Source organism: Microbacterium pygmaeum, from assembly GCF_900100885.1.
GTDB classification, from domain to species: Bacteria; Actinomycetota; Actinomycetes; order Actinomycetales; family Microbacteriaceae; genus Microbacterium; species Microbacterium pygmaeum.
Genome location: NZ_LT629692.1, coordinates 2435222 through 2460626, shown reverse-complemented (window position 1 = coordinate 2460626; position 25405 = coordinate 2435222). Strand labels below are relative to the sequence as shown.

General features: G+C 68.7%; 24 protein-coding genes. 6 read left to right on the top strand and 18 right to left on the bottom strand.

Annotated elements, in window-relative coordinates; genetic code table 11:
- Window positions 1–3: 3 nt before the first annotated feature.
- The 9 genes from rsfS to rplU all read right to left on the bottom strand — a co-directional run bounded on the left by rsfS (window position 4) and on the right by rplU (window position 6628).
- Window positions 4–381 (bottom strand): ribosome silencing factor, encoded by a 378-nt coding sequence (rsfS, locus tag BLT19_RS11765; RefSeq protein WP_091490387.1) that lies wholly within the window; start codon window positions 379–381, stop codon window positions 4–6.
- Window positions 381–1418: a hypothetical protein gene (locus tag BLT19_RS11760; protein WP_091490385.1), complete on the bottom strand. Its 1038-nt coding sequence runs from the start codon at window positions 1416–1418 to the stop codon at window positions 381–383. Before BLT19_RS11760 ends, rsfS begins: the two co-directional genes overlap by 1 nt.
- On the bottom strand, window positions 1415–2011 hold the full coding sequence (gene nadD / locus BLT19_RS11755) for a nicotinate-nucleotide adenylyltransferase (protein WP_091490382.1): 597 nt from the start codon (window positions 2009–2011) through the stop codon (window positions 1415–1417). The genes BLT19_RS11760 and nadD overlap by 4 nt, the downstream gene beginning before the upstream one ends.
- Window positions 2012–2020: 9 nt before the next feature.
- Window positions 2021–2245, bottom strand: a complete 225-nt coding sequence (locus tag BLT19_RS11750; protein ID WP_091490379.1) for a hypothetical protein — start codon at window positions 2243–2245, stop codon at window positions 2021–2023.
- A 56-nt stretch (window positions 2246–2301) separates the two neighbouring features.
- Window positions 2302–3576, bottom strand: a complete 1275-nt coding sequence (locus BLT19_RS11745) for a glutamate-5-semialdehyde dehydrogenase (RefSeq protein WP_091490376.1) — start codon at window positions 3574–3576, stop codon at window positions 2302–2304.
- The gene (gene proB, locus BLT19_RS11740) at window positions 3573–4430 is read right to left on the bottom strand and encodes a glutamate 5-kinase (protein ID WP_091490373.1); all 858 of its coding nucleotides are present in this window, start codon (window positions 4428–4430) and stop codon (window positions 3573–3575) included. Before proB ends, BLT19_RS11745 begins: the two co-directional genes overlap by 4 nt.
- A complete protein-coding gene (gene obgE / locus BLT19_RS11735) occupies window positions 4427–5947 on the bottom strand; it encodes a GTPase ObgE (RefSeq protein WP_091490371.1) in 1521 nt (506 codons plus the stop codon). The genes proB and obgE overlap by 4 nt, the downstream gene beginning before the upstream one ends.
- 94 nt (window positions 5948–6041) lie before the next feature.
- Complete coding sequence (rpmA, locus tag BLT19_RS11730; protein WP_091490368.1) at window positions 6042–6299, bottom strand: 50S ribosomal protein L27; 258 nt, start codon at window positions 6297–6299, stop codon at window positions 6042–6044.
- Between the two features lie 20 nt (window positions 6300–6319).
- Window positions 6320–6628, bottom strand: coding sequence for a 50S ribosomal protein L21 (gene rplU / locus BLT19_RS11725; protein ID WP_172825625.1), 309 nt, complete (start codon window positions 6626–6628; stop codon window positions 6320–6322).
- Between the two features lie 182 nt (window positions 6629–6810).
- Here rplU and BLT19_RS11720 point away from each other — a divergent pair, with 182 nt between their 5' ends.
- A complete protein-coding gene (locus tag BLT19_RS11720) occupies window positions 6811–7083 on the top strand; it encodes a DUF4031 domain-containing protein (RefSeq protein ID WP_091490363.1) in 273 nt (90 codons plus the stop codon).
- 39 nt (window positions 7084–7122) lie between these two features.
- On the opposite strand, the gene BLT19_RS11715 is transcribed toward BLT19_RS11720, so the two are convergent.
- Window positions 7123–9465: an Rne/Rng family ribonuclease gene (locus tag BLT19_RS11715; protein WP_091490357.1), complete on the bottom strand. Its 2343-nt coding sequence runs from the start codon at window positions 9463–9465 to the stop codon at window positions 7123–7125.
- Window positions 9466–9757: 292 nt separating this feature from the next.
- Here BLT19_RS11715 and BLT19_RS11710 point away from each other — a divergent pair, with 292 nt between their 5' ends.
- The gene (locus BLT19_RS11710) at window positions 9758–10372 is read left to right on the top strand and encodes a vitamin K epoxide reductase family protein (RefSeq protein ID WP_091490351.1); all 615 of its coding nucleotides are present in this window, start codon (window positions 9758–9760) and stop codon (window positions 10370–10372) included.
- A 30-nt stretch (window positions 10373–10402) separates the two neighbouring features.
- Here the strand turns inward: BLT19_RS11710 and ndk are convergent, their stop codons facing one another.
- From ndk to ileS, 4 genes are read right to left on the bottom strand one after another with little or no spacing between them, the layout of a single operon-like run.
- On the bottom strand, window positions 10403–10819 hold the full coding sequence (ndk, locus tag BLT19_RS11705) for a nucleoside-diphosphate kinase (protein WP_091490348.1): 417 nt from the start codon (window positions 10817–10819) through the stop codon (window positions 10403–10405).
- A gap of 1 nt (window position 10820) precedes the next feature.
- On the bottom strand, window positions 10821–11231 hold the full coding sequence (locus tag BLT19_RS11700; protein ID WP_091493906.1) for a DUF4233 domain-containing protein: 411 nt from the start codon (window positions 11229–11231) through the stop codon (window positions 10821–10823).
- Window positions 11228–12580 carry a bifunctional folylpolyglutamate synthase/dihydrofolate synthase gene (locus BLT19_RS11695; RefSeq protein ID WP_091490344.1) on the bottom strand — a complete coding sequence of 451 codons (1353 nt, stop codon included), beginning with the start codon at window positions 12578–12580 and terminating at the stop codon, window positions 11228–11230. The genes BLT19_RS11700 and BLT19_RS11695 overlap by 4 nt, the downstream gene beginning before the upstream one ends.
- Window positions 12577–16005 (bottom strand): isoleucine--tRNA ligase, encoded by a 3429-nt coding sequence (gene ileS, locus BLT19_RS11690; protein WP_091490340.1) that lies wholly within the window; start codon window positions 16003–16005, stop codon window positions 12577–12579. Before ileS ends, BLT19_RS11695 begins: the two co-directional genes overlap by 4 nt.
- 270 nt (window positions 16006–16275) lie before the next feature.
- On the opposite strand from ileS, the gene BLT19_RS11685 reads away from it, so the two are divergent.
- The gene (locus tag BLT19_RS11685; RefSeq protein ID WP_091490337.1) at window positions 16276–16932 is read left to right on the top strand and encodes a pentapeptide repeat-containing protein; all 657 of its coding nucleotides are present in this window, start codon (window positions 16276–16278) and stop codon (window positions 16930–16932) included.
- Between the two features lie 85 nt (window positions 16933–17017).
- Here BLT19_RS11685 and BLT19_RS11680 read toward each other — a convergent pair whose 3' ends face one another.
- Window positions 17018–17863, bottom strand: a complete 846-nt coding sequence (locus BLT19_RS11680) for a type IV toxin-antitoxin system AbiEi family antitoxin domain-containing protein (RefSeq protein WP_091490333.1) — start codon at window positions 17861–17863, stop codon at window positions 17018–17020.
- 318 nt (window positions 17864–18181) lie between these two features.
- Here BLT19_RS11680 and valS point away from each other — a divergent pair, with 318 nt between their 5' ends.
- Together valS and BLT19_RS11670 are read left to right on the top strand one after the other, a co-directional pair.
- Window positions 18182–20761 carry a valine--tRNA ligase gene (valS, locus tag BLT19_RS11675; RefSeq protein ID WP_091490329.1) on the top strand — a complete coding sequence of 860 codons (2580 nt, stop codon included), beginning with the start codon at window positions 18182–18184 and terminating at the stop codon, window positions 20759–20761.
- A 1-nt stretch (window position 20762) separates the two neighbouring features.
- Complete coding sequence (locus tag BLT19_RS11670; RefSeq protein ID WP_091490325.1) at window positions 20763–21011, top strand: hypothetical protein; 249 nt, start codon at window positions 20763–20765, stop codon at window positions 21009–21011.
- Between the two features lie 17 nt (window positions 21012–21028).
- On the opposite strand, the gene BLT19_RS11665 is transcribed toward BLT19_RS11670, so the two are convergent.
- From BLT19_RS11665 to BLT19_RS11655, 3 genes are read right to left on the bottom strand one after another with little or no spacing between them, the layout of a single operon-like run.
- The gene (locus BLT19_RS11665; RefSeq protein ID WP_091490321.1) at window positions 21029–22378 is read right to left on the bottom strand and encodes an MFS transporter; all 1350 of its coding nucleotides are present in this window, start codon (window positions 22376–22378) and stop codon (window positions 21029–21031) included.
- The gene (locus tag BLT19_RS11660) at window positions 22375–22587 is read right to left on the bottom strand and encodes a hypothetical protein (protein WP_091490316.1); all 213 of its coding nucleotides are present in this window, start codon (window positions 22585–22587) and stop codon (window positions 22375–22377) included. Before BLT19_RS11660 ends, BLT19_RS11665 begins: the two co-directional genes overlap by 4 nt.
- Window positions 22584–23231, bottom strand: a complete 648-nt coding sequence (locus BLT19_RS11655; RefSeq protein ID WP_091490313.1) for a winged helix-turn-helix domain-containing protein — start codon at window positions 23229–23231, stop codon at window positions 22584–22586. Before BLT19_RS11655 ends, BLT19_RS11660 begins: the two co-directional genes overlap by 4 nt.
- 105 nt (window positions 23232–23336) lie before the next feature.
- Between BLT19_RS11655 and BLT19_RS11650 the strand changes: the two genes are divergently transcribed.
- Entirely contained in the window at window positions 23337–25388 is a 2052-nt protein-coding gene (locus BLT19_RS11650) for a M3 family metallopeptidase (RefSeq protein ID WP_091490310.1), read from the top strand.
- Window positions 25389–25405 lie beyond the last annotated feature (17 nt).

Below are 25405 nucleotides of genomic sequence, written 5' to 3'. Positions count from 1 at the left end.
GGATCAGTCCGCGGCTGTCGCGGCGGGAACCTCGATCGGAACGACCGGGCAGTCCTTCCACAGGCGCTCGAGGCCGTAGTACATCCGCTCCTGCTCGTGGAACACGTGCACGACGAGGTCGCCGAAATCCAGCAGCACCCAGCGGGCCTCCTGTCGTCCCTCGCGTCGAAGCCGACGGTGACCCGCCTCGAGGAGCTTGTCCTCGATCTCGTCGGCGATGGCGGCGACGTTGCGTTCGTTGCGGCCGGTGACCAGCAGGAAGATGTCGACCAGCGGGAGCGGCCCCGACACGTCGAGCGCGACCAGATCCTCGCCGCTCTTGGCATCGGCGGCGGCGGCCGCGATCTGGAGCATCTCGCGCGCCTGCGCGGTGGCTGTCATCAGAAGACCCCTGTCACGAACGCGAGGATGAGAACGCCGACCAGTGCCACCGCGAGCACCCCTGCGGTGATGGCGAGGGTCATCATCAACCGGCCGCCCTTTTCAGGGGTCGGCGGGGTGATCACGTCCCCGGCCGTTTTCGCGGTGCTGATGGCGGCGCTGGCCGCGATGGGTGTGGGCGACGAGTGCGCCGGAAGCTCGCCGTCGACCAGGACCGCGTCGACGTCCTTGCCGTCTGCGGTGCCGGCGGCATGGCCTGTGGAGCCCAGGCCTTCAGGAAGATCGAAGCTGCCGGTGATGAGGACTTCGCCGGTCGCGGTGACCGGCGCCGACAGCGGCGGCGCGGACGGCGTCTGGGAGAGGATGAGCGCATTGCCGGTGGTGATCGCGCCGGTGACGGATCGCGAGATCAGCTGGTCGAACGAGGGCGGCAGCGCGACCTCGATCGGCTCTCCGGCAAGCAGATCGGCGCCGAGCTGCGGACTGACGATCGCTCGCTCCTCCTCGGATCGGAGGTCCTGCTCGACGTCCGCGGCGCCGGCCTCATCGTCGTCGGTGTTCGCAGCATCCGCCACCTCGGCATCGAACGTCTCGACCTCGACGAGGGTCTCGACCTTGTCGCCGTTCTCGCCGTCGGGCACGGCGTCGATGATGTCGGGGGCGGGAGCCGAGGGTGTTGCGGCGTGCGCGGCGGCGATGTCCGGCGTGATGACGGGGACGGATGCGGTGCGGATCCGCTCCTGCTGACGCGCCTGACGACGGGTGAGCGGTGTCACTCCCAGGTCGACGCTGGCATCCGCGATCGGCGCGTCGCCGACGGCAGGAGGGATCGCGGCGCGGGGCAGCGGCGCCGCGGTGATCGCAGGCGCCGCGTCGATGGTCTCCGGTGCCGCATCGGGCGCGGGGGCCGCCTCATCGACAGGGGTGTCGGTGGAAGGCGCGTCGCCGGAGACGATGGGGGTCGAGCCGGTGTTGCGGATCTCCCTCATCTGCTTGCGGGTGAGGGCGGGCGCGTCCGGCTGCTCGGGTGTGCTCATTCCTTGCTCCGGTAGAGGTCGTGCTTCGCGATGTACTGGACTACCCCGTCGGGAACGAGGTACCACACGGGATTGCCCTGTTCGACGCGATCTCGGCAGTCCGTGGACGAGATCGCCAGGGCCGGGATCTCGAGCTGACTGACGTCTTCGCTCGGAAGGCCGGCAGTGCTCAGGTCGTGGCCGGGTCGGGACACGGCGACGAAGTGGGCGAGGTCCCACAACTCATCATGGTCCCTCCAACTGAGAATTTGCGCCACGGCGTCCGCGCCCGAGATGAAGAACAGATCCGCGTCCGGTCGCTGGGTCTTCAGATCACGCAGGGTGTCGATCGTGTAGGTCGGGCCTTCACGGTCGATGTCGACGCGGCTGACGGTGAAGCGAGGGTTGGATGCTGTGGCGATGACGGTCATCAGGTACCGGTGCTCGCTGGGCGAGACGGCCTCCTTGTGCCACGGCCGACCGGTCGGAACGAAGATCACTTCATCCAGACCGAAGGACTGCGCGACTTCGCTGGCCGCGACGAGGTGTCCATGGTGGATGGGATCGAACGTCCCGCCCATGACCCCGATCCTCGGGGTGCGCGCCACCGACATGCAGTCGGCCTAGTGGCCGTGCCCCACTTGCTGTACGTCGTTCGCGTGCGCTCGCGCGTACGCATCGGCCTTGTGCGCGTGACGGTTGGCGACGTTGCGGTAGGAGAGGGTCACGAGTCCGAGGAGGGCGAAGACGGCAAGGGCCGTGATGCCGAAACCGACCGTCTCCAGCGCGACGTTCCCGTGGTGCTCTGCTTCTTCGGCCGCCAGGGCGACCATCGTGGCAAGGGTCATTCGTGCTCCAATTCGGGTTTCGCGTACTGCCGTACCCCTTCGAACAGTTTAGGCGGTCACGGCCGGACTTGTCCGGCGCCCCGCACGAGCCACTTCGAACTCGTCAGTTCACTCAGGCCCATCGGGCCGCGAGCGTGCAGCTTCTGCGTGGAGATGCCCACCTCGGCGCCGAAGCCGAACGCTCCGCCGTCCGTGAAGCGCGTCGAGGCGTTGGCCATCACCACTGCGGAATCCACTTCGGCGAGGAAGCGTTCCGCGCTGACGTCGTCTTCGGTGATGATCGACTCGGTGTGGTGCGTCGAATAGCGCCGGATGTGCTCCAGCGCGCCGTCGAGGTCATCGACGACCCGCATCGACACGTCCAGCGTCAGGTACTCGGTCGACCAGTCATCCTCGGTGGCCGGAACGATCGAATCGGCGAGGGCCGCCACCGCGGGGTCGCCGTGCACGGTGACCCCGCGCTCCTGCAGCGCGGCCGTCACCGCGGGGATCAGGCGCTCCGCCGCGCCCCGGTGGACCAGGACGGTCTCGACGGAGTTGCAGACGCTCGGTCGCTGCACCTTGGCGTTGACGACGATCTCTCGCGCCCACTCGAGCGGTGCGGACTCGTCCAGCACGATGTGCACGACACCGGCGCCGGTCTCGATGACCGGGACGGTCGACTGCGTGACCACGGTCTCGATCAGCTCGGCACTGCCGCGCGGCACGAGGACATCGACGATGCCCCGTGCGTTCATCAGCGCATGCGCACCGGCGCGTCCGAACTCGTCCACGGTCTGGATCGCTTCGGGATCCACGCCCTGCGCGGCCAGCGCCGCACGCATCGCGGCGACGAGGGCGGCGTTGGTCTGCTCGGCGGCCGTGCCGCCGCGCAGGACCACGGCGTTGCCCGAACGCAGGGCGAGGGCCGCGATGTCCACAGTGACGTTGGGGCGGGCTTCGTAGATGGTTCCGACCACACCGAAGGGGACGGTCACCTTGGTGAGGGCCACGCCGTTGGCCAGGGTGCGCTGATCGAGGGTGCGACCCACCGGATCCGGGAGATCCGCGATCTCGCGGACCGCGCCGGACAGGGCGCCGATGCGCGCAGCGTCGAGCCGGAGGCGATCCTGGAGTCCCTCGGCGAGGCCGTTGACGCGCCCGCGATCGAGGTCCGCGCTGTTGGCCGCGACGATCGCGTCGGCGTCGGCATCGATCGCATCGGCGATCGCCAGCAGGAGCCGCCGCTTCCGATCGTCGTCGAGGAGCCCGATCTGCCGTGATGCGGTCTGCGCCGCCAGCATCCGCTCCTGCGCGGTCATGGCCGGTGCGGTGGGCAGAACTGAGGTCATTCCGCCAGTGTATCGAGGGCACGCGCGGGCACGACGCGGCGCAGCGGGCCGGTGGCGGGGGTGCTCGTCGGCTCAGGGTTCGGGTCGAACCACGTGCCGATGTCCTCACCGCGCAGGGCACTGTCGACGAGGTCGGCGCTGGTGACCAGGACGCCGACACCGGATGCGGCAGCCACACGTGCCGCGGAGACCTTGGTGGCCGCTCCCCCGGTTCCGACGCTGTTGACCACGACCGAGCCGAACTCGAACCCGTGCAGGTCGTCGCCGTACTCGACGCGATGGATCGGGCGGGCGCCCGGCTCGTCCGGTGGGCGGGTGTACAGGCACTCGATGTCGCTGAGCAGCACCAGTGCGTCCGCACCGATCAGCTGGGCGACCAGCGCCGCGAGCCGGTCGTTGTCGCCGAAGCGGATCTCGTGTGTGGCAACAGTGTCGTTCTCGTTGACGATCGGCAGGATGCGAAGCCCGAGCAGCCGCTCCATCGCCCGCCGGGCGTTGGAGCGCGGCGTGGCGTTCTCCAGATCGCCGGCGGTCAGCAGCACCTGGCCGGCGACGATCCGGAATGGCCGGAGGGCCTCCTGGTACCGATAGATCAGCACGTTCTGCCCGACGGCGGCGGCGGCCTGCTGGGTGGCCAGATCGCTGGGTCGCTCGCCCAGCAGCAGGTAGGGCATGCCGGTCGCGATCGCGCCGGACGAGACCAGCACGACCTCGGTCCCGCGTGCGTGCGCTGCCGCCAGCGCCTCCACGATCGGTGCGATCTTGGCGGAGTTCTCGCCGCTGATCGACGAGGAGCCGACCTTCACGACCACACGGCGCGCGGTGGCGATCTCGGGGCGCGTGCGTGCTGTCACTCCTGCTCCTGGTCCTCGCCGCCGATCGGCACGGACTTCGCGGCGATGCGCTCGGCCTCCAGCTCGGCACGTGCCTCGGCTTTGGCGTCCATGGACGCGTAGTACCGCTCGCGGCGCTGGGAGGTCGTGCGACGCGGGTTCATGTCCAGACGCGGGTCGGTGCCACGGGGTGCCGTCATCAGCTCGGCGACCGAACCCAGTGAGGGCTGCCAGTCGAAGACGACCCCGTCGCCTTCGCCGATGACGACCGTCGATCCAGGCTGTGCGCCGACCTTGAACAGCTCGTCCTCGACGCCCAGCTTCTCGAGGCGATCCGCGAGGTATCCCACGGCCTCCTCGTTCTGGAAGTCGGTCTGCTGCACCCACCGCAACGGCTTCACGCCGAGGATGCGGTAGATGTCGCCGTAGGTGCCACCCTCCACGCGGATGGTGAAGTCCCGCTCGGAACCCTGCGGCCGGATGATGATCTTCTCCAGCGCAGGCTTGGCGGCCTCGGCGATCCGGTGCTCGGCCACGATGTCGCCCAGCGCGAAGGTGAGCTGACGCAGCCCGTCGTGACTGACGGTCGAGATCTCGAAGACGCGGAAGCCGCGGGCCTCGAGTTCCGGCCGGACGAGCTGGGCGAGGTCGCGCGCCTCCGGCACGTCGACCTTGTTGAGGGCGATCAGCTGTGGACGATCGAGCAGCGGAATCTGGCCCTCGGGCACCGGGTAGGCCGCGAGCTCGGCGAGGATTACGTCCAGATCGCTGATGGGGTCGCGGCCGGGCTCGAGCGTCGCACAGTCCAGGACGTGCACGAGCGCGGTGCAGCGCTCGACGTGGCGGAGGAACTCCAGTCCGAGCCCGCGGCCCTCGCTGGCGCCTTCGATGAGCCCAGGCACGTCGGCGACCGTGTAGCGCACGTCACCGGCCTGGACGACGCCGAGGTTCGGGTGCAGCGTCGTGAACGGATAGTCCGCGATCTTGGGCCGCGCTGCGGAGATCGCCGCGATGAGGCTCGATTTGCCGGCGGACGGATACCCGACCAGTGCGACGTCGGCCACGGTCTTCAGCTCGAGCAGGACATCGCCCTCCCAGCCGGGCGTGCCCAGGAGTGCGAACCCGGGGGCTTTCCGCTTCGGGTTGGCCAGGACCGCATTGCCGAGGCCCCCGATTCCGCCGGGAGCGACGATGAAGCGCATCCCCGGTTCGAGCATGTCCACCAGCGTGTCCCCGGAAGGGTCCTTCACGACGGTTCCCACCGGCACCGGCAGTTCGAGCGGCTCGCCCGCTGCGCCGGAGCGGTGGTCGCCCATGCCGAAGCCGCCGTTGCCGGCGGAGCGGTGCGGCGAGTGGTGGTAGGACAGCAGCGTGGTCACCTGCGGGTCGGCGACCAGGACGATGTCGCCACCGTGCCCGCCGCTGCCACCGTCGGGCCCCGCCAGCGGCTTGAACTTCTCGCGCTTCACCGAGACGCAGCCGTTCCCGCCTTTTCCGGCGGACAGGTGCAGCGTGACTCGGTCGACGAATGTGACCATGCGCTTCCCCTTTGCGGTCGTGTCTGGAATGGAAATGCAGAGAAGGGGCGAGCCGAAGCCCGCCCCTTCCACAAGAACATCTGTGTTCGGCGAACTACTCCGCCGGGACCACGATGTTGACGACCTTGCGGCCGCCCTTGGCGCCGAACTCGACCGCACCGGCCTCGAGGGCGAACAGCGTGTCATCGCCACCGCGGCCGACGTTGGCGCCGGGGTGGAAATGGGTGCCGCGCTGACGGACGATGATCTCGCCGGCGAGGACCTTCTGGCCGCCGAAGCGCTTCACGCCGAGGCGCTGTGCGTTGGAGTCACGACCGTTGCGGGTGGAGCTTGCGCCCTTTTTGTGTGCCATGTCCTGAGTCTCCTCGGTGCTTACTTGATGCCGATGACCTTGACGCGCGTGAGGTCCTGACGGTGCCCCTGACGCTTCTTGTAACCGGTCTTGTTCTTGAACTTCTGGATGATGATCTTGGGGCCGCGCTCCTCGCCGAGGACCTCGGCGGTCACGACGACCTTCGCAAGCGTGTCAGCGTCAGTCGTCACGGCGTCGCCGTCGACGAAGAGCACTGCGGGGAGTTCGATCGAGTCGCCGATCTTGGCGGACTGACGGTCGAGGACGACGATCGTGCCGACCTCCACCTTCTCCTGCCGGCCACCGGCGCGCACAACTGCGTAGACCACTTCATACCTGTTTCTTCGGGGAGCGCGCGGCTCCGGATGCCTGAGCAAGATTCGGTGCGGAAGCAAAACTGTCGTCGACGCACCAAAGGAATACTTTACCGGATGCGGGGGCGACAAGCAAAAGCAGGCGACCGCGTGTCGAATCCGGCCGGACTGATCCCTTCGGGTGGAAGGATCGGTCCGTGACCATCCTGATCGACGATCCGATGTGGCCAGCACACGGGCGGCTCTGGTCGCATCTGATCAGCGACTCCGACCTGGACGAACTGCACGCCTTCGCGGCGACCCACGGCATTCCGCGCCGCGGTTTCGACCGCGATCACTACGACGTGCCCGATGAAGCCCACCAGCGACTGGTCGACGGCGGCGCGGTGCCGGTGGACGGTCACACGCTCGTGCGCGCGCTGATCGCCTCGGGCCTGCGCGTGACCGAACGGGAGCGGCGCGGGCTCTGAATCCGAGCCCGTGCCGCTGCGCTCTCGATCGCGCGCCGGTCAGTCCTCGGGTGCGTGCGAGACGGGCGTTCCGGAGAGGGCCGCGGTGGTCACACGGCGGCGACCGCGACCCTGGCCGGGCGCCTTCGGCTCGGGCAGGGCGCTGAGCACCGAATCCAGCAGCAGGTCCTTCTCGGTCCGCGGTGATCCCCCCTCGGTGCGCGGCTGCGTCACATCCGCGCGCGGCGTCTTGGCCGGAGCATCCGATCGCTTCTTCCGCTGCTTCTTGGGGCGCTCGACGGGCGGCGCCTCGGCCACCGGCGCAGCCTCGACGACCTCTTCGTCGTGGTGCGAGTGGATCGTGGATGCCGCGATCTGCGCCAGCGCCGACTTCACGCCCTCGGTGATCACGTGCGTGCCGCCTGCCGCACCGTTCGAGGTCGGCGCGGGGGTTCGCGGGCGGCGTCCCGGAGGCTGACCGTTGCCGATCGGCGCGCGGTGCTTGACGACGGGATCGTGGTGGACGACGACCCCCCGGCCGGCGCAGACCTCGCACGGCTCGCTAAAGGTCTCCAGCAGGCCCAGGCCCAGCTTCTTGCGTGTCATCTGCACGAGCCCGAGCGAGGTGACCTCGGCCACCTGGTGCTTGGTGCGATCGCGGCTCAGGCATTCGACGAGTCGTCGCAGGACCAGGTCGCGATTGGACTCGAGCACCATGTCGATGAAGTCGACGACGATGATGCCGCCGATGTCGCGCAGACGCAGCTGACGCACGATCTCTTCGGCGGCCTCGAGGTTGTTCTTGGTGACGGTCTCCTCGAGGTTTCCGCCGGAGCCGACGAACTTGCCCGTGTTCACGTCGACGACCGTCATCGCCTCGGTGCGGTCGATGACCAGCGAGCCGCCGGAGGGCAGCCACACCTTGCGATCCAGCGCCTTCTCGATCTGCTCGGATACCCGGAAGTCCTCGAACGGATCGCCGTCGCCCTCATAGGCCACGACGCGTTCGACCAGGTCGGGCGCGACGCTCTCGAGATAGTTCGTGATGGTCTGCAGGGCATCCTCGCCCTGAATGAGCATCTTCGTGAAGTCCTCATTGAAGACGTCGCGCACGATCTTCACGAGCAGGTCGGGCTCGGAGTGCAGGAGCGCGGGTGCCTGGATCGATTCGACCTGGCGGCTGACGTGCTCCCACTGGCTGGTCAGACGCTGCACGTCGAGGGTGAGCTGCTCCTCGGTGGCGCCTTCGGCGGCGGTGCGGACGATGACGCCCGCCGATTCGGGAAGGACCTCTTTGAGGATCTTCTTCAGTCGCGCCCGCTCGGTGTCGGGAAGCTTGCGCGAGATGCCGTTCATCGCGCCGCCGGGCACGTAGACGAGGTAGCGTCCGGGCAGCGAGATCTGGCTGGTCAGGCGCGCACCCTTGTGTCCGACGGGGTCCTTCGTGACCTGCACGAGAACCCGGTCGCCGCTCTTGAGCGCCAGCTCGATGCGGCGCGGCTGATTGCCGGTCTCGACGGCGTCCCAGTCGACTTCGCCGGAATACAGCACGGCGTTGCGACCGCGACCGATGTCGACGAAAGCGGCCTCCATGCTCGGCAGCACGTTCTGCACGCGGCCGATGTAGACGTTTCCGATCAGGGATGCGTCCTGGTTGCGCGCGACGTAGTGCTCGACCAGCACGTTGTCCTCGAGGACCGCGATCTGGATGCGGCCGTTCTTCGAGCGGACGATCATCTCCCGGTCGACCGCCTCGCGCCTGGCGAGGAACTCCGCCTCGGTCACGACGGTCCGGCGGCGGCCGGCCTCGCGTCCGTCCCGGCGGCGCTGCTTCTTCGCCTCGAGGCGGGTCGAGCCCTTGATGCGCTGCGGCTCGGTGATCAGCTCGACGGCGCGCTGGCGCGGGGGCTGCTGCTGCTTGGGCTGGCGCTGTTGCGGCTCGACGGCCGCGGCGGGCTCTTCGCGTCCCTCTCCGGTCCTGCGCCGGTTGCGGCGGCGCGCGCTCGTCGACGAGGCGTCGAGATTGGCGTCGAAATCGTCTTCCGGAAGGGGCGGCAGCGCAGCGATCTCGGGTGCGTAGAACACCAGCTGCGTGGAAACGGCAGAGACGAAGACCTCGGGCAGGAGGCCCAGGTCGACGGCCGTCTTCGGCCGATCGTCCGCGGGATCTTCTGCCGCGGCAACGGGCTCCTCCGTCGGAGCGGATTCTGCAGCAACGGGCTCCTCCGCGGCGGGGTGCTCGGCCGCGGGTACCTCGACTGCGGGCGTTTCCGCCGCGTCAGGCTCGTGCGGTGCCGACTCCGCGGAGCCGTCGCCCGCTGCGGCTACGGACGACGAATCTCCCTCAGCCGGTGCGGCTGCGTCATCGTCGAGGTGGGGCTGTGCATCGGTTCCATCGGCCATCACTGGTCGTACTCCCTGCGAACGACACCGCGCGTCGTCCGGCGAAATCTCGTGCGGTGCCGCACCTGCGGTGCCGCTTACTCACTCGGTCTGCAGCCGGCCCGTGGCTCGTGCTGCGAAGGGCGTTCATCGCCCGAAGTCATCTGGGGTGATGCATGTGGCGGCGCGGCCGCGACTCATCGCCACCATTATCGCACTTTCCCGACGCGATTGCGCGGACCGACGTCAGCCGATCCCTATCGGAGCCTTGATGCGGAGTTCCTCCACAGCGCGCGATGTCATAATCCGAGGCATGCCCGAGACCCGCCACAGCCGCCCCGTCGCCCTCGCCGTCTGGCTGATCATCGCCGGCGTCGTCGGATGGTGGGCGGCATTCTCGCTGACACTGGAGCGCCTGCACCTTCTGATGGACCCCGATGCCGCGGCATCCTGCGATTTCAGCATCCTGGTGCAGTGCACGGCGAATCTGCAGTCCTGGCAGGGCAGCGTCTTCGGTTTCCCGAATCCCCTGCTTGGTCTGAGCGGATGGATCGCGCCGATCGTGGTCGGCGTCGCCATCCTCGCGGGAGCGCGGTTCGCGGCGTGGTTCTGGTGGTGCTTCTGGGCGGGACTGGCCTTCGCGTTCGGATTCGTCCTCTGGCTGATCGGTCAGAGCGTCTTCGTGCTCGGCACGCTGTGCCCGTGGTGCATGGTGACGTGGGTGGTCACGATCCCGTCGTTCTACGCCGTCACCTTGCACGTGCTGCGCAACGGCGCGGTGCCGGTCTCCGCCCGCATCCGGCGCGGCGCCGACCGCCTCATGGTGTGGGTGCCGTTGATGGCCTTCGTCAGCTACGCGATCATCCTGCTGCTGGCCCAGGTCCGCCTGAACGCCATCCCGAACATCCTCGACACGATCCTCGGGTGAGAAGGGGGCGGCGTCTCGAGGCCCGCCGGGTCAGCTGAACCAGATACCCAATTCGCGGGCCGCTGACTCCGGGCTGTCGGAACCGTGCACCAGGTTCTGCTGGACCTTCAGGCCCCAGTCGCGGCCGAAGTCGCCACGGATCGTGCCCGGCGCAGCCGTCGTGGGGTCCGTGGTCCCGGCGAGCGAGCGGAATCCTTCGATGACCCGGTTGCCGGCGAGCCGGATCGCGACGGACGGTCCGGACAGCATGAATTCCAGGAGCGGCTCGTAGAAGGGCTTCCCCTCGTGCTCCGCGTAGTGCTGCTCCAGCGTCTCGCGGTCGGGCTCCACGAGCCGGATGTCGACGAGCGAATACCCCTTGGCCTCGATGCGGGCCAGGATCGCGCCGGTGAGGCCGCGGGCGACGCCGTCGGGTTTGACGAGGACGAGTGTCTCTTCGGTGGCCATTTCAGTCTCCGTTCGGGATGTCTGCTTGTGAGGCGAGCCGCGCGTTTCGCGCATCCAGCGACGCCCCCTTGATCGTCGCATACGCCCACATGCCACCGAAAACCAGCGCGACCAGCGTGATCGTCGGCACGAGGAATCCGGCGAGAGCCAGCACGACCTGCAGGACCCATCCCAGGACGATCCCCCACCGGTACCGCACGACCCCGGAGGCCAGCAGCATCGCCACTGCCAGCACCACGCCGCCGACGATGCCCCACCACGGCTCGATCGGTGCGGGAAGCGCCTTCAACCCGAAGACGACCAGCCCGCACAGGAACACGATCAGCGACTCGGAGGCCAGGACGATCGATCCGAGCGACTCCTGCGCGCCGCGCACCCGGCGCACGCGGGGCGCGCGTTCCCGGCGACTCATCGCTGCCACCCGCTCTTCCAGTCCTCGACGTCTGCGAGCGTGACCGTCTCGCCGGCAAGAAGCACCGAGCCGGCGATCACGACGGCGCGACGCTCGGCATTTGCAGCCCACTCCCGGGCGGCATCGGCAGCCTCCGCCAGGGTGGCGTGCACGGTGACGGGCAGACCGGCCGCTTCGGCGAGGTCGGCGATGGCGTCGGCGTCCGCGGCACGTTCGGATTCGGGCGCGGTGGCGAAGACATGCGCGGCGAGCGGCGCGATCTGGGCCACGATGCCCGCGGCGTCCTTGTCGGCCAGGACCCCGAGCACGACACCCCATTCGTCGAAGTCGAACGACTCGCGCAGGGCCGAGACCAGCGCGTGAGCGCCGTGCGGGTTGTGCGCGGCATCCACCAGAACCGTGGGATCGATGCCGACCAGCTGCAGTCGCCCGGGCGAGGTCACCTGAGCCAGGCCCTCGGTGAGGATGTCGCCCGTGATCACCTGCGCGCCGCCGCCGATCAGCGATTCGACGGCCGCGATCGCGAGGGCGGCGTTTCGCGCCTGATGGGCGCCGTACAGCGGAAGGTATTCGTCGTCGTACGTGCCGGCGATTCCGCGCACGGAGATGAGCTGGCCGCCGACGGCGAGACGGTCCTCGGTGAGGGCGAAGTCGGTCCCCTCGAAGGCGATGCTCGCGCCGCGTTCGGTCGCGGCCGCCTGGAGGACCGCCTGCGCCGCGGCATCCTGCCGTGCCGAGACCACCGCGGCGCCGTCCTTGATGATTCCGGCCTTCACGATCGCGATCTCCCGGATCGTCTCCCCAAGGCGGTCGGCGTGGTCGATGTCGATCGGCGCGAAGACCGCGACGTCACCGTCCGCGGTGTTCGTCGAGTCCCAGGCGCCGCCCATGCCCACCTCGAGGACCAGCACGTCGATCGGCGCGTCCGCGAAGGCGACGAAGGCAAGCACCGTCAGCAGCTCGAAGAAGGTGAGCGCGGCGTCGCCCGCCGCGGACAGCTCGGCATCGACGAGGTCGATGAACGGCGTGATCTCGTCCCAGGCGTCGGCCACGGCGGCGTCGGCGATCGGTGCCCCGTCGATCATGATGCGCTCGGTGAACCGCTCGAGGTGCGGGCTCGTGAACAGGCCGGTGCGAAGACCGTGCGCGCGAACCAGGCTCTCGATGATGCGGCTGGTGGAGGTCTTCCCGTTCGTCCCCGTGACGTGGACCACCCGGTAGGTGCGCTGCGGGTCATCAAGCAGCTCGAGCACACGGCGGGTGCGCTCCACCCGCGGCTGCACCCACTGCTCGCCCTGACGTTCCAGGAGCGCGGCGTAGACCGCGTCCGCGCGGCTTCGATCGCTCATGCGCCGACCTCCGTCCGTGCCACCGACACTGTGAAGGCGCCCTGGTTCGCGTATGTTCCAGCCTCGATGATCGCCTCGTACTCGACCTCGTCCGTCTCCGTGATGGGACCGTCGGCCAGGAGCACCTCGGTGCTCGTCCGCACCGCATGCGCGACCGCCAGCGTCTCGCCGGCGACGTCGGCGAGCTGGAACGCGGCCGCGACCGCCGCGGCATCTGCGGAATCCTCGAACTGCAGCTGGAGCCGGATGCGATCGCTGACATCGAAGCCGGCTGCACGGCGGGTGTCCTGCACCGCACGGATGACGTCGCGCGCGAGCCCCTCGGCCTCGAGCTCCGGCGTTGTGCGGGTGTCCAGCAGGACGAAGCCTCCGGCGGGCAGCAGCGCGAGCGCTTCTCCCTCCGGCCGGCCGGTGGTCTCCAGAGCGAGCTCGTACTCCGCCGGCTCGAGCGCGATGCCGCCGGCGGTCACCACGCCGTCGGTCTCCGACCAGTCCCCGGATCGGGCGGCCTGGATGACGGTCTGGACGCTCTTGCCGAGGCGTGGTCCGGCGGCGCGCGCGTTCACCGACAGGCGGTGGGTGATGCCGTACTCCGCAGCGGTACCGGTGCCGAGTTCGACCAGCTGCACCGCCTTGACGTTCAATTCGTCGCGCAGGATGTCTTCGAATTGCGCCAGCGTTCCGGCATCCGCTCGTACGACCGTGAGGCTCGCCAGCGGCAGGCGCACACGTCGACCGCTCTTCTTGCGCAGCGCATTCGTGACCGAGGAGATGTCGCGCACCGCATCCATCGCGGGACGGATGTCCGCGTGCGCCGGGAAGGCGTCGGCGTCCGGCCAATCCGTGAGGTGCACGCTGCGGCCGCCGGTGAGTCCCTGCCAGATGCGCTCCGAGATGAGCGGGATGAGGGGCGCCGCGACCCGCGTGAGCGTCTCGAGGACGGTGTACAGCGTGTCGAAGGCCTCGGTGGTGGTCGGGTCGTCGTCCGAGACGCCGACCCAGAACCGGTCGCGCGAGCGGCGGATGAACCAGTTCGTCAGCGCCTCGGCGAATTCCCGCAGCACCGTGGCGGCTGCGGGCGAGTCCAGATTCTCCAAGCCCGCCCGAACATCGCGGACCAGATCGCCTGTCAGCGCCAGGATGTAGCGGTCGAGCACGTCGGTGGAGTCGGTGCGCCATGTCGCCTCGTACCCCGCACCTCCGTCGGCGCGGGCGGCGTTGGCGTACGTGGCGAAGAAGTACCACGAATTCCACAGCGGCAGCAGGAACTCCCGCACACCCGCGCGCAGGCCGTCGGCCGTGACGACGAAATTACCGCCGCGCAGCACCGGGCTGGACATGAGGTACCAGCGTGTCGCATCCGACCCGTCGCTTTCGTACGTCTCGTAGACGTCCGGGTAGTTGCGCAGCGACTTGGACGCCTTCTGCCCGTCGTTGCCCAGGATGATGCCGTGGCTGATCACGCCCTTGAACGCGGGGCGATCGAACAGCGCGCCCGAGAGTACGTGCATGACGTAGAACCAGCCGCGCGTCTGGCCGATGTACTCCACGATGAAGTCGGCCGGGGCGTGCGAGTCGAACCACTCGTGGTGCTCGAACGGATAGTGCACCTGCGCGAACGGCATCGAAGCCGAATCGAACCAGACATCCAGCACGTCCTCGATGCGCCGCATGGTGCTTGCGCCGGTCGGGTCGTCCGGGTTCGGGCGCGTCAGATCGTCGATGTACGGCCGGTGCAGATCGACGTCACCGGCGGCGTTGCGCGGGAGGCGTCCGAAGTCGCGCTCCAGCTCTTCCAGCGAGCCGTACGCGTCGACACGGGGGTACTCGGGGTCATCGCTCTTCCAGATCGGGATCGGCGAGCCCCAGTAGCGGTTGCGGCTGATCGACCAGTCGCGTGCGCCCTGCACCCACTTGCCGAACTGGCCGTGCTTGACGTTTTCCGGCACCCAGGTGATCTGCTCGTTCAGCTCCTCCAGGCGGTCGCGGAACTCGGTGACCCGCACGAACCAGCTGGAGACGGCCTTGTAGATCAGAGGGTTCCGGCAGCGCCAGCAGTGCGGGTACGAGTGCTCGTAACTGGCCAGACGCAGCAGGCGCCCGTCCTGGCGCAGCAGACGCACGAGCGGCGTGTTCGCGTCCATCCACAGTTCACCGGCGACGTCGGTGACCGCAGGCAGGAAGCGGCCGCCGTCGTCCAGGGAGAGGATCGTGGGGATGCCGGCAGCCTCGCCGACCCGCTGGTCGTCCTCGCCGTAGGCGGGCGCCTGGTGGACGATGCCCGTGCCGTCCGCAGTCGTGACGTAGTCGTCGACCAGGATGCGCCAGGCATCCGCGGTGCCCCACATCTCGGCATCCGCGTAGTAGTCGAAGAGCCGATCGTAGGTCACGTCCGCGAGTTCTGCGCCGAGGATCGTGGCATGCACGGCCGCCTGGGCGGCCGCGGCGTCCTCGTAGCCGAGGTCCTTCGCGTAGTTGCCGAGCAGCTCCTGCGCGAGCAGGTACCGGTGCGCGGCCGCCTCGATCGGGTCGTGCTCGTTGCCTACGGTGCCCGGGCCCGTCGAAGGATCGTGGTGCACATCGGCCGCGCCGTTCGGGCCGGCGGGCAGCACGACGTACTTGATGTCGGGACCCACCGCGAGGGCGAAGTTCGTGGGCAGCGTCCAGGGTGTGGTCGTCCATGCCAGCGCGCGAACGCCGGTCAGACCGAGCGATTCGGCCTTCGCGCCCGTCAACGGGAAGGTCACGGTCACCGACGGGTCCTGACGCATCTTGTAGACGTCGTCGTCCATGCGCAGCTCGTGCGCGCTCAGCGGAGTCTCGTCGCGCCAGCAGTACGGCAGGACGCGATACCCCTCGTACGCGAGCCCCTTGTCGTAGAGCGTTTTGAAGGCCCACAGGACGCTCTCCATGTAGGTGGTGTCGAGCGTCTTGTAGCCGCGCTCGAAATCGACCCACCGCGCCTGGCGGTTGACGTACTCTTCCCACTCGCGCGTGTACGTCAGGACCGACTCGCGCGCCCGATCGTTGAACGTGGAGATGCCCATCGCCTCGATCTCGGACTTCTCTGTGATTCCGAGCTGCTTCATCGCCTCCAGTTCGGCCGGAAGACCGTGCGTGTCCCAGCCGAACACGCGGTCGACCTTCTTGCCGATCATCGTCTGGAACCGCGGGAAGACGTCCTTCGCGTAGCCGGTGAGCAGGTGGCCGTAGTGCGGCAGCCCGTTCGCGAACGGCGGACCGTCGTAGAAGACCCACTCCTCAGCGCCCTCACGCTGGGCGATGGAGGCCTGGAACGTCCCGTCCTGGCGCCAGAAGTCCAGAACCTCGAGTTCGATCTCCGGGAAGCGCGGGCTGGATGAGACCGGCACGGCGGCAGGGCCGAACGAGCTGCCAGGGGTTGTGGTCGGACGAGGGTAGGTCATGTCACTCCAGCAGGTTGCGATGCTTCCTGCGAGGACGACCCGTGCGGATCGCGGTACCACCCCGCTTGCCCGGATCCGCGAACTGCGGGACCGGACCGCTCATACGACGGCTGTGACGGGCCTGCCCCGCTCGGTTCTACTGAGGACCGGCGTCCTGTTCTTCCGAGAGCTCCCCGGTGATGGCCGGATCGATGCTGCTGTCACAATTCTACCCGGCCCAGGCAACCGCGGCGGCGCAGTGCCGCGCGTCGGTGGGCGTACCGTGGATGGATGGCCCGATCGTCCTCCCCGCTCGCGCCGCGCATCTCGGCGCCGGACCTGCCAACGCACCTCGAGGACGGTGAACGACCGCGCCGTGGCGGCGATCACTTCCAGCTCGCGTGGAGCGAGTGGGCGCAGACCACGGATGCCTCGCACGCGACGTTCACCGAATGCGCGCTCCGCGGCGTGTCGGTCGACCACCTGGATCTGACCGGCGCCGTGCTCGTTGATGTCGACATCGCGCAGCTGCGCGCGACGACCATCACGGGCAGAGGATCCCGCCTCCGGCGCGTGCGCATCTCCGGCGGTCGCATCGGAACCCTCGATCTCGGGGGCGCCGATGTGGACGAGGTCGAGCTGCGCGGCATCCGCATCGACTATCTGGCCCTCGCGGGCTCTCGCGTGACGGATCTGCTCGTTTCGGGTTGCACGATCGGAACCCTCGACCTGCCGCAGGCGACGTTGTCGCGGATCGCCTTCGCCGACTCGCGCGCCGACGACGTCGACACCAGGGCGATGCGGGCGAAGGACGTCGATCTGCGGGGGCTGGAGGCGCTGTCGTACCTCGATCCGGCAGCGCTTCGCGACGCGACGCTCTCGGCGCGTCAGGTGGAGCACCTCGCGCCAGCGTTGGCTGCTGCCCTCGGCATCCGCGTCCTCGGCTGATCGGATCTGCGGTCCCGGCGGATTCTGAGGCGAGTTCCGACCGGATGCGACCGCAGAATCGGCCGCGCCCTCACTTCTGCGCCGTTCACCTCGCGAGGTGCAGACCCTGCGCCACTGCGCGGCTCACCATCTCCTGCACACGCGGCCAGTGGTCGATGACGTCTCGGTAGCCCACCCGGAACACTGAGTACCCCATCAGCAGAAGCTGCGCATCGTGGGCGATGTCCTGGCTCCTCTGCTCATCGACGTGCGTGCCGCCATCGATCTGGAAGACCAGTCGGTCGCCGATGAGGACGTCGACGTGGTGCCCTGCGATCCACAGCTGCGCAGTGATCGGCACGCGCAACCACCGCAATCGCACGATGAACAGCGTCTCCAGGCCCGAGTCGGCGGATGGCCGAGCGAGTTCCAGCAGGTGCCGGGCGCGGGCCGGCAGCGGAAGCCGCCGGAGGGCGAGGGGGTCGACGATCTGCTTCCGCAGTGCCGACTCCCAGATCGTGAGTGCCGACTCCAGCGGCTGACAGGCGGCGACCAGGAGGAGGACGTTCTCGATGGGGTCGATGAGGTGGTGCGGATGCCGCGGCACGGCGGGCTTCATCCAGTGGACCGTGGCCAGTGCGCGACCGTCCCCGGATCGGGCGATGCGCACACCTCCCGCGTGCGAGGCCGCGGCGACGTGCGTGCGATCGTGTTCGAGCACCCAGAGCCCGAGCCTTCTCGCCTGTGTCACGCAGCTGAGCACCACGCCGTCCCGGGCGGCGGCGATGAGGTGCGGGTCCGCGTCGGGCACAGCGAGCCAGCCGCCACGCGGGCGAACCAGCATGCCCGAGCGAACGAGCTGCGTGAGTGCGCGACTCGAGCAGCCGCGCTCCCGCAGGGTCTGTGCGCGGACGATGCCGCCCCCCGCTCGTACCGCGTCGAGAATCTGCATTCGCCGATGGTGGAGCCTCGTGCGCTCTCACGGGCGGTCGCAGGTCTCGTTGGGGAGGAATCCGCGGAACACGCGCCTGGGGACGGAAGGACGTGCGGGACGGACTGAGGGCGTGGCCGGAAGTGAGGATGCCGCGGGGTGGTATGGACCTCGGATCCGGCCAGGACCTCAGCTTCGTGCATCGCACGCGGCGACCTGCACGGCTTGGCGGCGGCGCACGCTGGGCACCGGAACGAGATGGGCGCAGGCGGTAGAATCGCAGGACATCCCACACTCAGGCACGTACACACCGTGCCGCACATATCGCCAGGAGACCTGATGTCCGACGCGCACATTCCCGACAAGCCCGCCCTCGAAGGTCTCGAATCGAAGTGGGATGCCGCCTGGTCGGCCCAGGGGACATACCTGTTCGACCGCGCCGGGGCTGCCCAGCGCGGCCGCGGAGGGGTCTTCAGCGTGGACACTCCCCCGCCCACCGCCTCCGGCTCGCTGCACATCGGGCACGTGTTCTCCTACACGCACACCGACCTGAAGGTGCGGTTCGAGCGCATGCGCGGGAAGTCGGTGTTCTACCCGATGGGCTGGGACGACAACGGCCTGCCGACCGAGCGCCGCGTGCAGAACTACTACGGCGTGCGCTGCGACCCCTCGCTGCCGTACGACCCCGACTTCACGCCCCCATTCTCGGGCGGCGACAACAAGTCCAGCAAGGCCGCGGATCAGATCCCGATCAGTCGACGGAACTTCATCCAGCTCTGCGAGTCGCTCACGCTCGAGGACGAGAAGCAGTTCGAGGCCCTCTTCCGCCAGCTCGGACTCAGTGTGGACTGGACGCAGACGTACCGGACGATCTCGGACGAGACCATCCGCACGAGCCAGCTCGCGTTCCTGCGCAACCTCCAGCGCGGCGAGGCCTACCAGGCGCTGGCACCGACGCTGTGGGACATCGACTTCCGCTCGGCGATCGCGCAGGCCGAGCTCGAAGACCGCGATCAGCCCGCGGCGTACCACCGGATCGCCTTCCACCAGAGCGACGGCTCGGGTGACGTGTTCATCGAGACGACCCGGCCCGAGCTGCTGCCGGCCTGCGTGGCACTGGTCGCGCATCCCGACGACGAGCGCTATCAGCCGCTGTTCGGCTCCACTGTGCGCACGCCGCTGTTCGATGTCGAGGTGCCCGTTCTGGCGCACCCGCTCGCCCAGAAGGACAAGGGCTCCGGCATCGCCATGATCTGCACCTTCGGCGATGTCACCGACATCGTCTGGTGGCGTGAGCTCGACCTCCCCAACCGCACGATCCTGGGCAAGGACGGTCGCATCCTCGCCGAGGCTCCCGACGTGATCCGCACGCCCGACGGGAAGACCGCGTACGCGGAGCTCGCCGGCAAGACGGTGTTCAGCGCGAAGAAGGCGATCGTCGACCTGCTGCGCGAATCGGGCGAGCTGATCGGCGATCCGAAGCCGTTCACCCACGCCGTCAAGTTCTTCGAGAAGGGCGATCGGCCGCTGGAGATCGTCTCGACGCGGCAGTGGTACCTGAGAAACGGCGCCCGCGACGGCGAGCTGCGCGACACCCTCATCGCACTCGGCGCCGGCATGTCGTGGCATCCGGACTTCATGCGGGTGCGGTACGAGAACTGGACCAACGGCCTCACCGGCGACTGGCTCGTTTCGCGGCAGCGCTTCTTCGGGGTGCCGATCCCCGTCTGGTACGGCCTCGACGAGAACGGTGAGCGCGACTACGACCGCGTGCTCACACCCGACCTCGCGCGCCTGCCCGTCGATCCGACGACCGACCTCCCGGAGGGGTTCACCGAGGCCCAGCGCGGCGTCGCCGGCGGCTTCGATGCGGAGAAGGACATCTTCGACACCTGGGCGACCTCGTCCCTGACCCCGCAGCTGGCGGGCGGCTGGGAGCGCGACACCGAGCTGTGGAGCCTCGTCGCACCGTTCGACCTGCGTCCTCAGGGCCAGGACATCATCCGCACCTGGCTGTTCTCCACCATGCTGCGCAGTGCCCTCGAGGATGACCGGGCGCCGTGGACGGACGCTGCGATCTCCGGCTTCATCGTCGACCCCGACCGCAAGAAGATGTCCAAGTCCAAGGGCAACGTGGTCACACCTGCCGACATCCTCGACCAGCACGGCACCGACGCGGTGCGCTACTGGGCGGCATCAAGCCGGCTCGGCGCGGATGCCGCGTTCGACCCGCAGAATCCGACCCAGGTCAAGATCGGCCGGCGTCTGGCGATCAAGGTGCTCAACGCGGCCAAGTTCGTGCTCTCGTTCCCCGTGCCCGAGGGTGCGGAGGTCACGCATGCGCTGGATGCCTCGATGCTGACCACCCTCGATCAGGTGGTCCGCGATGCGACCCGAGCCTATGAGGAGTACGACCACGCGCGCGCGCTGGAGCTGACCGAGTCGTTCTTCTGGACCTTCTGCGACGACTACCTGGAGCTGGTCAAGGAGCGCGCGTACGACCGCGGCGACGTCGGCCAGGCATCCGCCGCGCTGGCGCTGCGCACCGCCCTGTCCACGCTGCTGCGACTCTTCGCTCCGGTGCTGGCGTTCGCCGCCGAAGAGTCGTGGTCGTGGTTCAACGAGGGATCGGTGCACAGCGCGACCTGGCCCGAGCCGATCGGCATCGAGGGCGACCCGGCGGTGCTGGGGGCCGTCAGCGAGGCGCTGACCGCGATCCGGCGTGCCAAGACGGAGGCGAAGGCGTCGCAGAAGTCCGCGGTCGATCACCTCACCATCGCCGCACCGGCGCACGTGCGCGCGGCGATCCAGCTCGCCGAAGGTGATCTGAAGGCTGTCGGTCGCATCGGTGAGATCTCGTACGCGGATGCCGAGACCAGCAGTGTGCTGGACATCGAGCTCGCCGCACAGGAGGCCTGACATGCAGCTCGGAACCCGTTGGACCTCCGGCGACGAGCCGCCCGCGGCTGTGCCCGCCGAGCTGCGCGATGCGATCGCGGCGGTCGACGAGTCGATGCCGGTCGATCAGCTCGGCCAGCCGCGACCGCGCTGGACGCTGACCTGGCTGGAGCGGCGACCCGTTGCCGAACTCGACACGGGTGTCATCGTCGAGCTCAACGCGGACGGCGAGGCCGTCGTCCGCCACGACGCGGGCGACGAGTTCGCCTGATCGCTGCGGCCGGCGACTCAGTCCTTCGTGGCGCCGGCTTCCGCGCCGGCCCGACGCGTACCTGTGATGAGCAGGCGCGCTCCGGCGAGCGCGGCGAGCACCGTGATCGCACCGGCGAGGACGAACGGCAGCCGGAGGGTGGTCTCCGAGGAAACCCATCCTCCGAGGAGGGTGGCGATCGGGAAGACTCCCCAGGTGAGCATCCGGATGATGCCGAGCACTCGGCCGAAGAGCTTCGGTGGAACGATCTGCTGGCGGAGCGCCCCCCAGGGCACGTTCCACAGCGAGATCGAGAAGGCCGACAGCGAGTAGGCGGCCACCGCCGAATACACCTCGGGAGCCAATCCGGTCAGCGCGAGCCCGACCCCGGCGCCGAGGTTGGCGGCGAACATCACCCGACCGCGACCGAATCTGTCCACGAATCGCGAGGCGACCAGAGAGCCGGCGAGCGCGCCGATGCCGACCCCGGCCGTCACGAACCCGATCGCCCATTCCGGAACGTCCAGATCATCGAGGAAGTACAGGATCGTGGCGGCCTGGGCGAAGGACAGGCAGCTGCCGACGAGCGCGACGAACAGCACCATGAGTCGGAGATAGCGGTGCCCCCACAGATAGCTGATCGCCTCACGTGCGGTCGTCGTGTGCAGAGCCGCTCCGGCGGGGACGGGCTCTGCTGTCATACCCCCGGCGACCACGGCGGGCGCATCGGGATCCGGCGCTGGGGCGGCGCGGAACGGACGAGCCGCGGACAGCGGCAGCAGGAGTGCAAGGACGATCGGAACCAGGTAGCCGATCGAGCCGATCCACAGCGGCAGTGCGAGTGAGACCGCGAACAGCACGCCCGCGATGGGCTGCGCGATGAACATGTCGATCGTCACCTGGGCCGCCTGCATCCGCCCGTTCGCCCTGTCCAGCTGCGCGCGCTCGACGACTCCGGGAATCACCGCGTTGGTGGCGTTGTCGAAGAGCGTCTCGCCCAGGCCGAAGACCAGCGTGCCGGCGAACAGGCTCCAGATGCTCAGGGTGCCGGTGACCGTCAGGATCGCGAGGGCCAGCGCGGTGGCGCCGCGGAGCGTGTTCGCGATCGCCATGATCCACCGACGGTCGAACCGGTCGACGATCATGCCCGCCGGCAGCCCGAAGATCAGCCACGGCAGGAAGGCCAGGGCGGCGATCGCGGAGATCGCGAGCGGGTCGCGGGTCAGCGTGGTCGCGATCAGCGGGACGGCGGTGCGACCGAGCCCATCGGCCAGATTGCTGAACGTCGCGGCGCTCCACAGCTTCGCGAAGTCTCGACCGAGCGGGGTCTTCGGTTTCCGAGCCGGATGCTCGGATGACGTCGCGGCCAGGACGGCCCGTCCTCTCATCGCGGAAGGATGCCGATCGCGCCACGCGCCTGCGCGGCCGCACGCGACGCGACGGCGTCGTGCTGTGCGATCGACGCGAGTCGATGCTCCGCGCCTGCGCGGCGGGTGAGGCGCATCGTGACATACGCGTCCAATGTGGCAGCGGTGCGCAGCAGCGCGCGCTCGAAGCTCGTGGTGGTGGAGGCGACGGGCGCCGTCAGGGTGGTCATGATGCTTCTCCCAGTTCGGGCAGCGGGAACAGGTCGGCCCGGATGGTGACGGGCCGGACGTCCTCGCCGGTCTGATCGCGGAATCTGTCGACGGCGTCATCGATCAACGCCATGATCTTGTGCGAGAGCTCTTTGCTCTGCTCCGGTGTGAGGCGCGCTGTCGCGGTGGAGATCATCGCCCCTTCACGCCACGGACTCGGGTCGTTGGTGAGCAGTCCCCGGTTGACGAACTCCATCAGCTGCTCCTGACGGTTGCGAAGCACCTCGTTCATCACGATCTGCGTGGCTGAACGGCCAGCGGGGGTCTTGACCGCATCCTCGTTGGCGAAGGACACACCTCCGGTAGGCCGCTCCCACCAGCGCTCGCGGCCGGTCCCCCGGTCCGCGCATTCGCGGATCAGGTCGTGCTTGGCGAGGGCCCGCAAGTGGTAGCTGGTGGAACCACTGGATTCGTCGAGCAGCGCCGCGAGCGAACTCGCCGTCTGCGGGCCGTATTGACTGAGGATGTCGTACATCCGCACCCGCAGCGGGTGCGCGAGCGCCCGCAGGGCCCCGGTGTCGAGCACCCGGTCGCTCTGGTGCCGCTGCTCCGATGCGATCTCGGGTGCGTCGCGGTCCGCGGCATCCGCCTGCTCGTTCTCCATACCCTCACGATAGCGATGCAAAGAAGCCTTTGCAAGCATTTCTTTGCAATGAATGGTTTGCAAAGGTTCGTCGGCACCCGACCCGACGCGGACTAGGCTTTCGACATGGTGAACGACAATCCTCTTCTGGTGCCCACCGTGCTGCCGTACGGCCTCCCCGACTATGCAGCCATCCACCCGGAGCACTACCTGCCCGCGTTCGAGCAGGCGTTCGCCGCCCATGCCGCGGAGATCTCCGCCATCACCCGCGTGCGCTCGATGCCCACGTTCGAGAACACGATGGTGAGGCTCGAGGAGAGCGGCAAGCTCCTCGGCGACGTCTCACGGACGTTCTACACGGTCTCGTCTGCGGACGCGACGACCGAGATCCAGGAGATCGAGGAGCAGCTGGCGCCGCTGATGTCCGCTCACCACGACTCGATCGAACTCGATTCCGCGCTGTTCTGGCGGGTCAAGACGCTGCACGATCAGCTGGACGATCTCGGACTCGAGCCCGAGCAGCGCTATCTCGTCGAGCGCCACTTCCGGGAGATGACGCACGCGGGCGCCGGTCTGGACGACGACGCCAAGGAGCGCCTGACGACGCTCAACCAACGGCTCTCGACGCTGACGACCACGTTCGAGAAGAACCTGCTGGCGGACACCAATGACCTGGCGATCGTGTTCGAGGACGAGGCCGAACTCGACGGACTGACGGAGGGAGAACTCTCCGCCGCCGCACAGGCCGCCGCCGATCGCGGACTCGAGGGGAAGTTCGTGGTGACGCTCACGCTGTTCACCGGGCACCCGTACCTGTCCACCCTCACTGATCGCGAGAGCCGCCGCCGGATCCTCGAGGCGTCGCGTTCCCGCGCATCGCGGGGCAACGCCAACGACAACCGCGATGTCCTTCAAGAGATCGTCCGCCTGCGTGCCGAACGCGCCGCGCTCCTGGGCTACGACTCGCACGCCGCCTACATCACCTCCGATGAGACGGCCGGTTCGCCGGAGGCGGTGCACGAACTGCTCCGGCGACTGGCGGTTCCGGCCGCCCGCAACGCCGCCCGCGAGCAGGCCGCGCTGCAGGCGATCATCGACGCCGAGCCGCAGCCCTTCGCCCTCGAGGCGCACGACTGGGCGTTCTACACCGAGAAGGTGCGCGCAGCGGAGTACGACCTGGACCGCACGGCACTGCGGCCCTGGTTCGAAGCCGAGCGGGTGCTCCAGGACGGGGTCTTCCGCGCCGCCACCGAGCTGTACGGGATCACCTTCACCGAGCGGCACGACCTGAGGGGCTATCACCCCGATGTGCGCGTGTTCGAGGTCAACGACCCCGACGGCGGTTCCCTCGGTCTCTTCCTGCTCGACCTGTACACGCGCGATGCGAAACGGGGTGGCGCATGGATGAACTCCATCGTCCTGCAGTCGCGGCTGCGCGGCACGCAGCCGATCGTCGTCAACAACCTGAACGTCCCCAAGCCCGCGGCGGGCAGACCGACGCTGCTGACGCTCGATGAGGTGACGACCCTGTTCCACGAGTTCGGCCACGCGCTGCACGGGCTGTTCGCGACGGTGACCTACCCGCACTTCGCCGGGACGAACGTCTTCCGCGACTTCGTCGAGTTCCCGAGCCAGGTCAACGAGATGTGGATCTTCTGGCCGGAGATCCTCGATGCGTATGCGCGCCACGTCGACACCGGCGAGCCACTCCCCCACGACGTCGTCGACAAGCTGTCCGCCTCGGAGGCGTTCAACCAGGGCTTCGCCACCAGCGAGTACCTCGGCGCGTCCTGGATCGACCAGGCGTGGCATTCCCTGAGCGCCGAGGAGGCTGCCGCGGACATCGATGTGGTCGCGTTCGAGGCATCCGCTCTGGCAGAGGTCGGACTGGACAACCCCGTCGTGCCCACCCGGTACTCGTCGACCTACTTCGCGCACGTGTTCTCGGGCGGCTACAGCGCCGGTTACTACTCCTACATCTGGAGCGAGGTCCTCGATGCCGACACCGTCGAATGGTTCCGCGAGAACGGCGGGCTCACGCGCGAGAACGGCCAGCGGTTCCGCGAGCGGCTTCTCGGCGTCGGCGGTTCGAAGGATCCGCTCGAGGCCTACCGCGACTTCCGCGGACGCGCCGCTGAGATCGAGCCCCTGCTGAAGCGGCGCGGCCTCGAAAGCTGAGCGCACGTCGCAGCAGG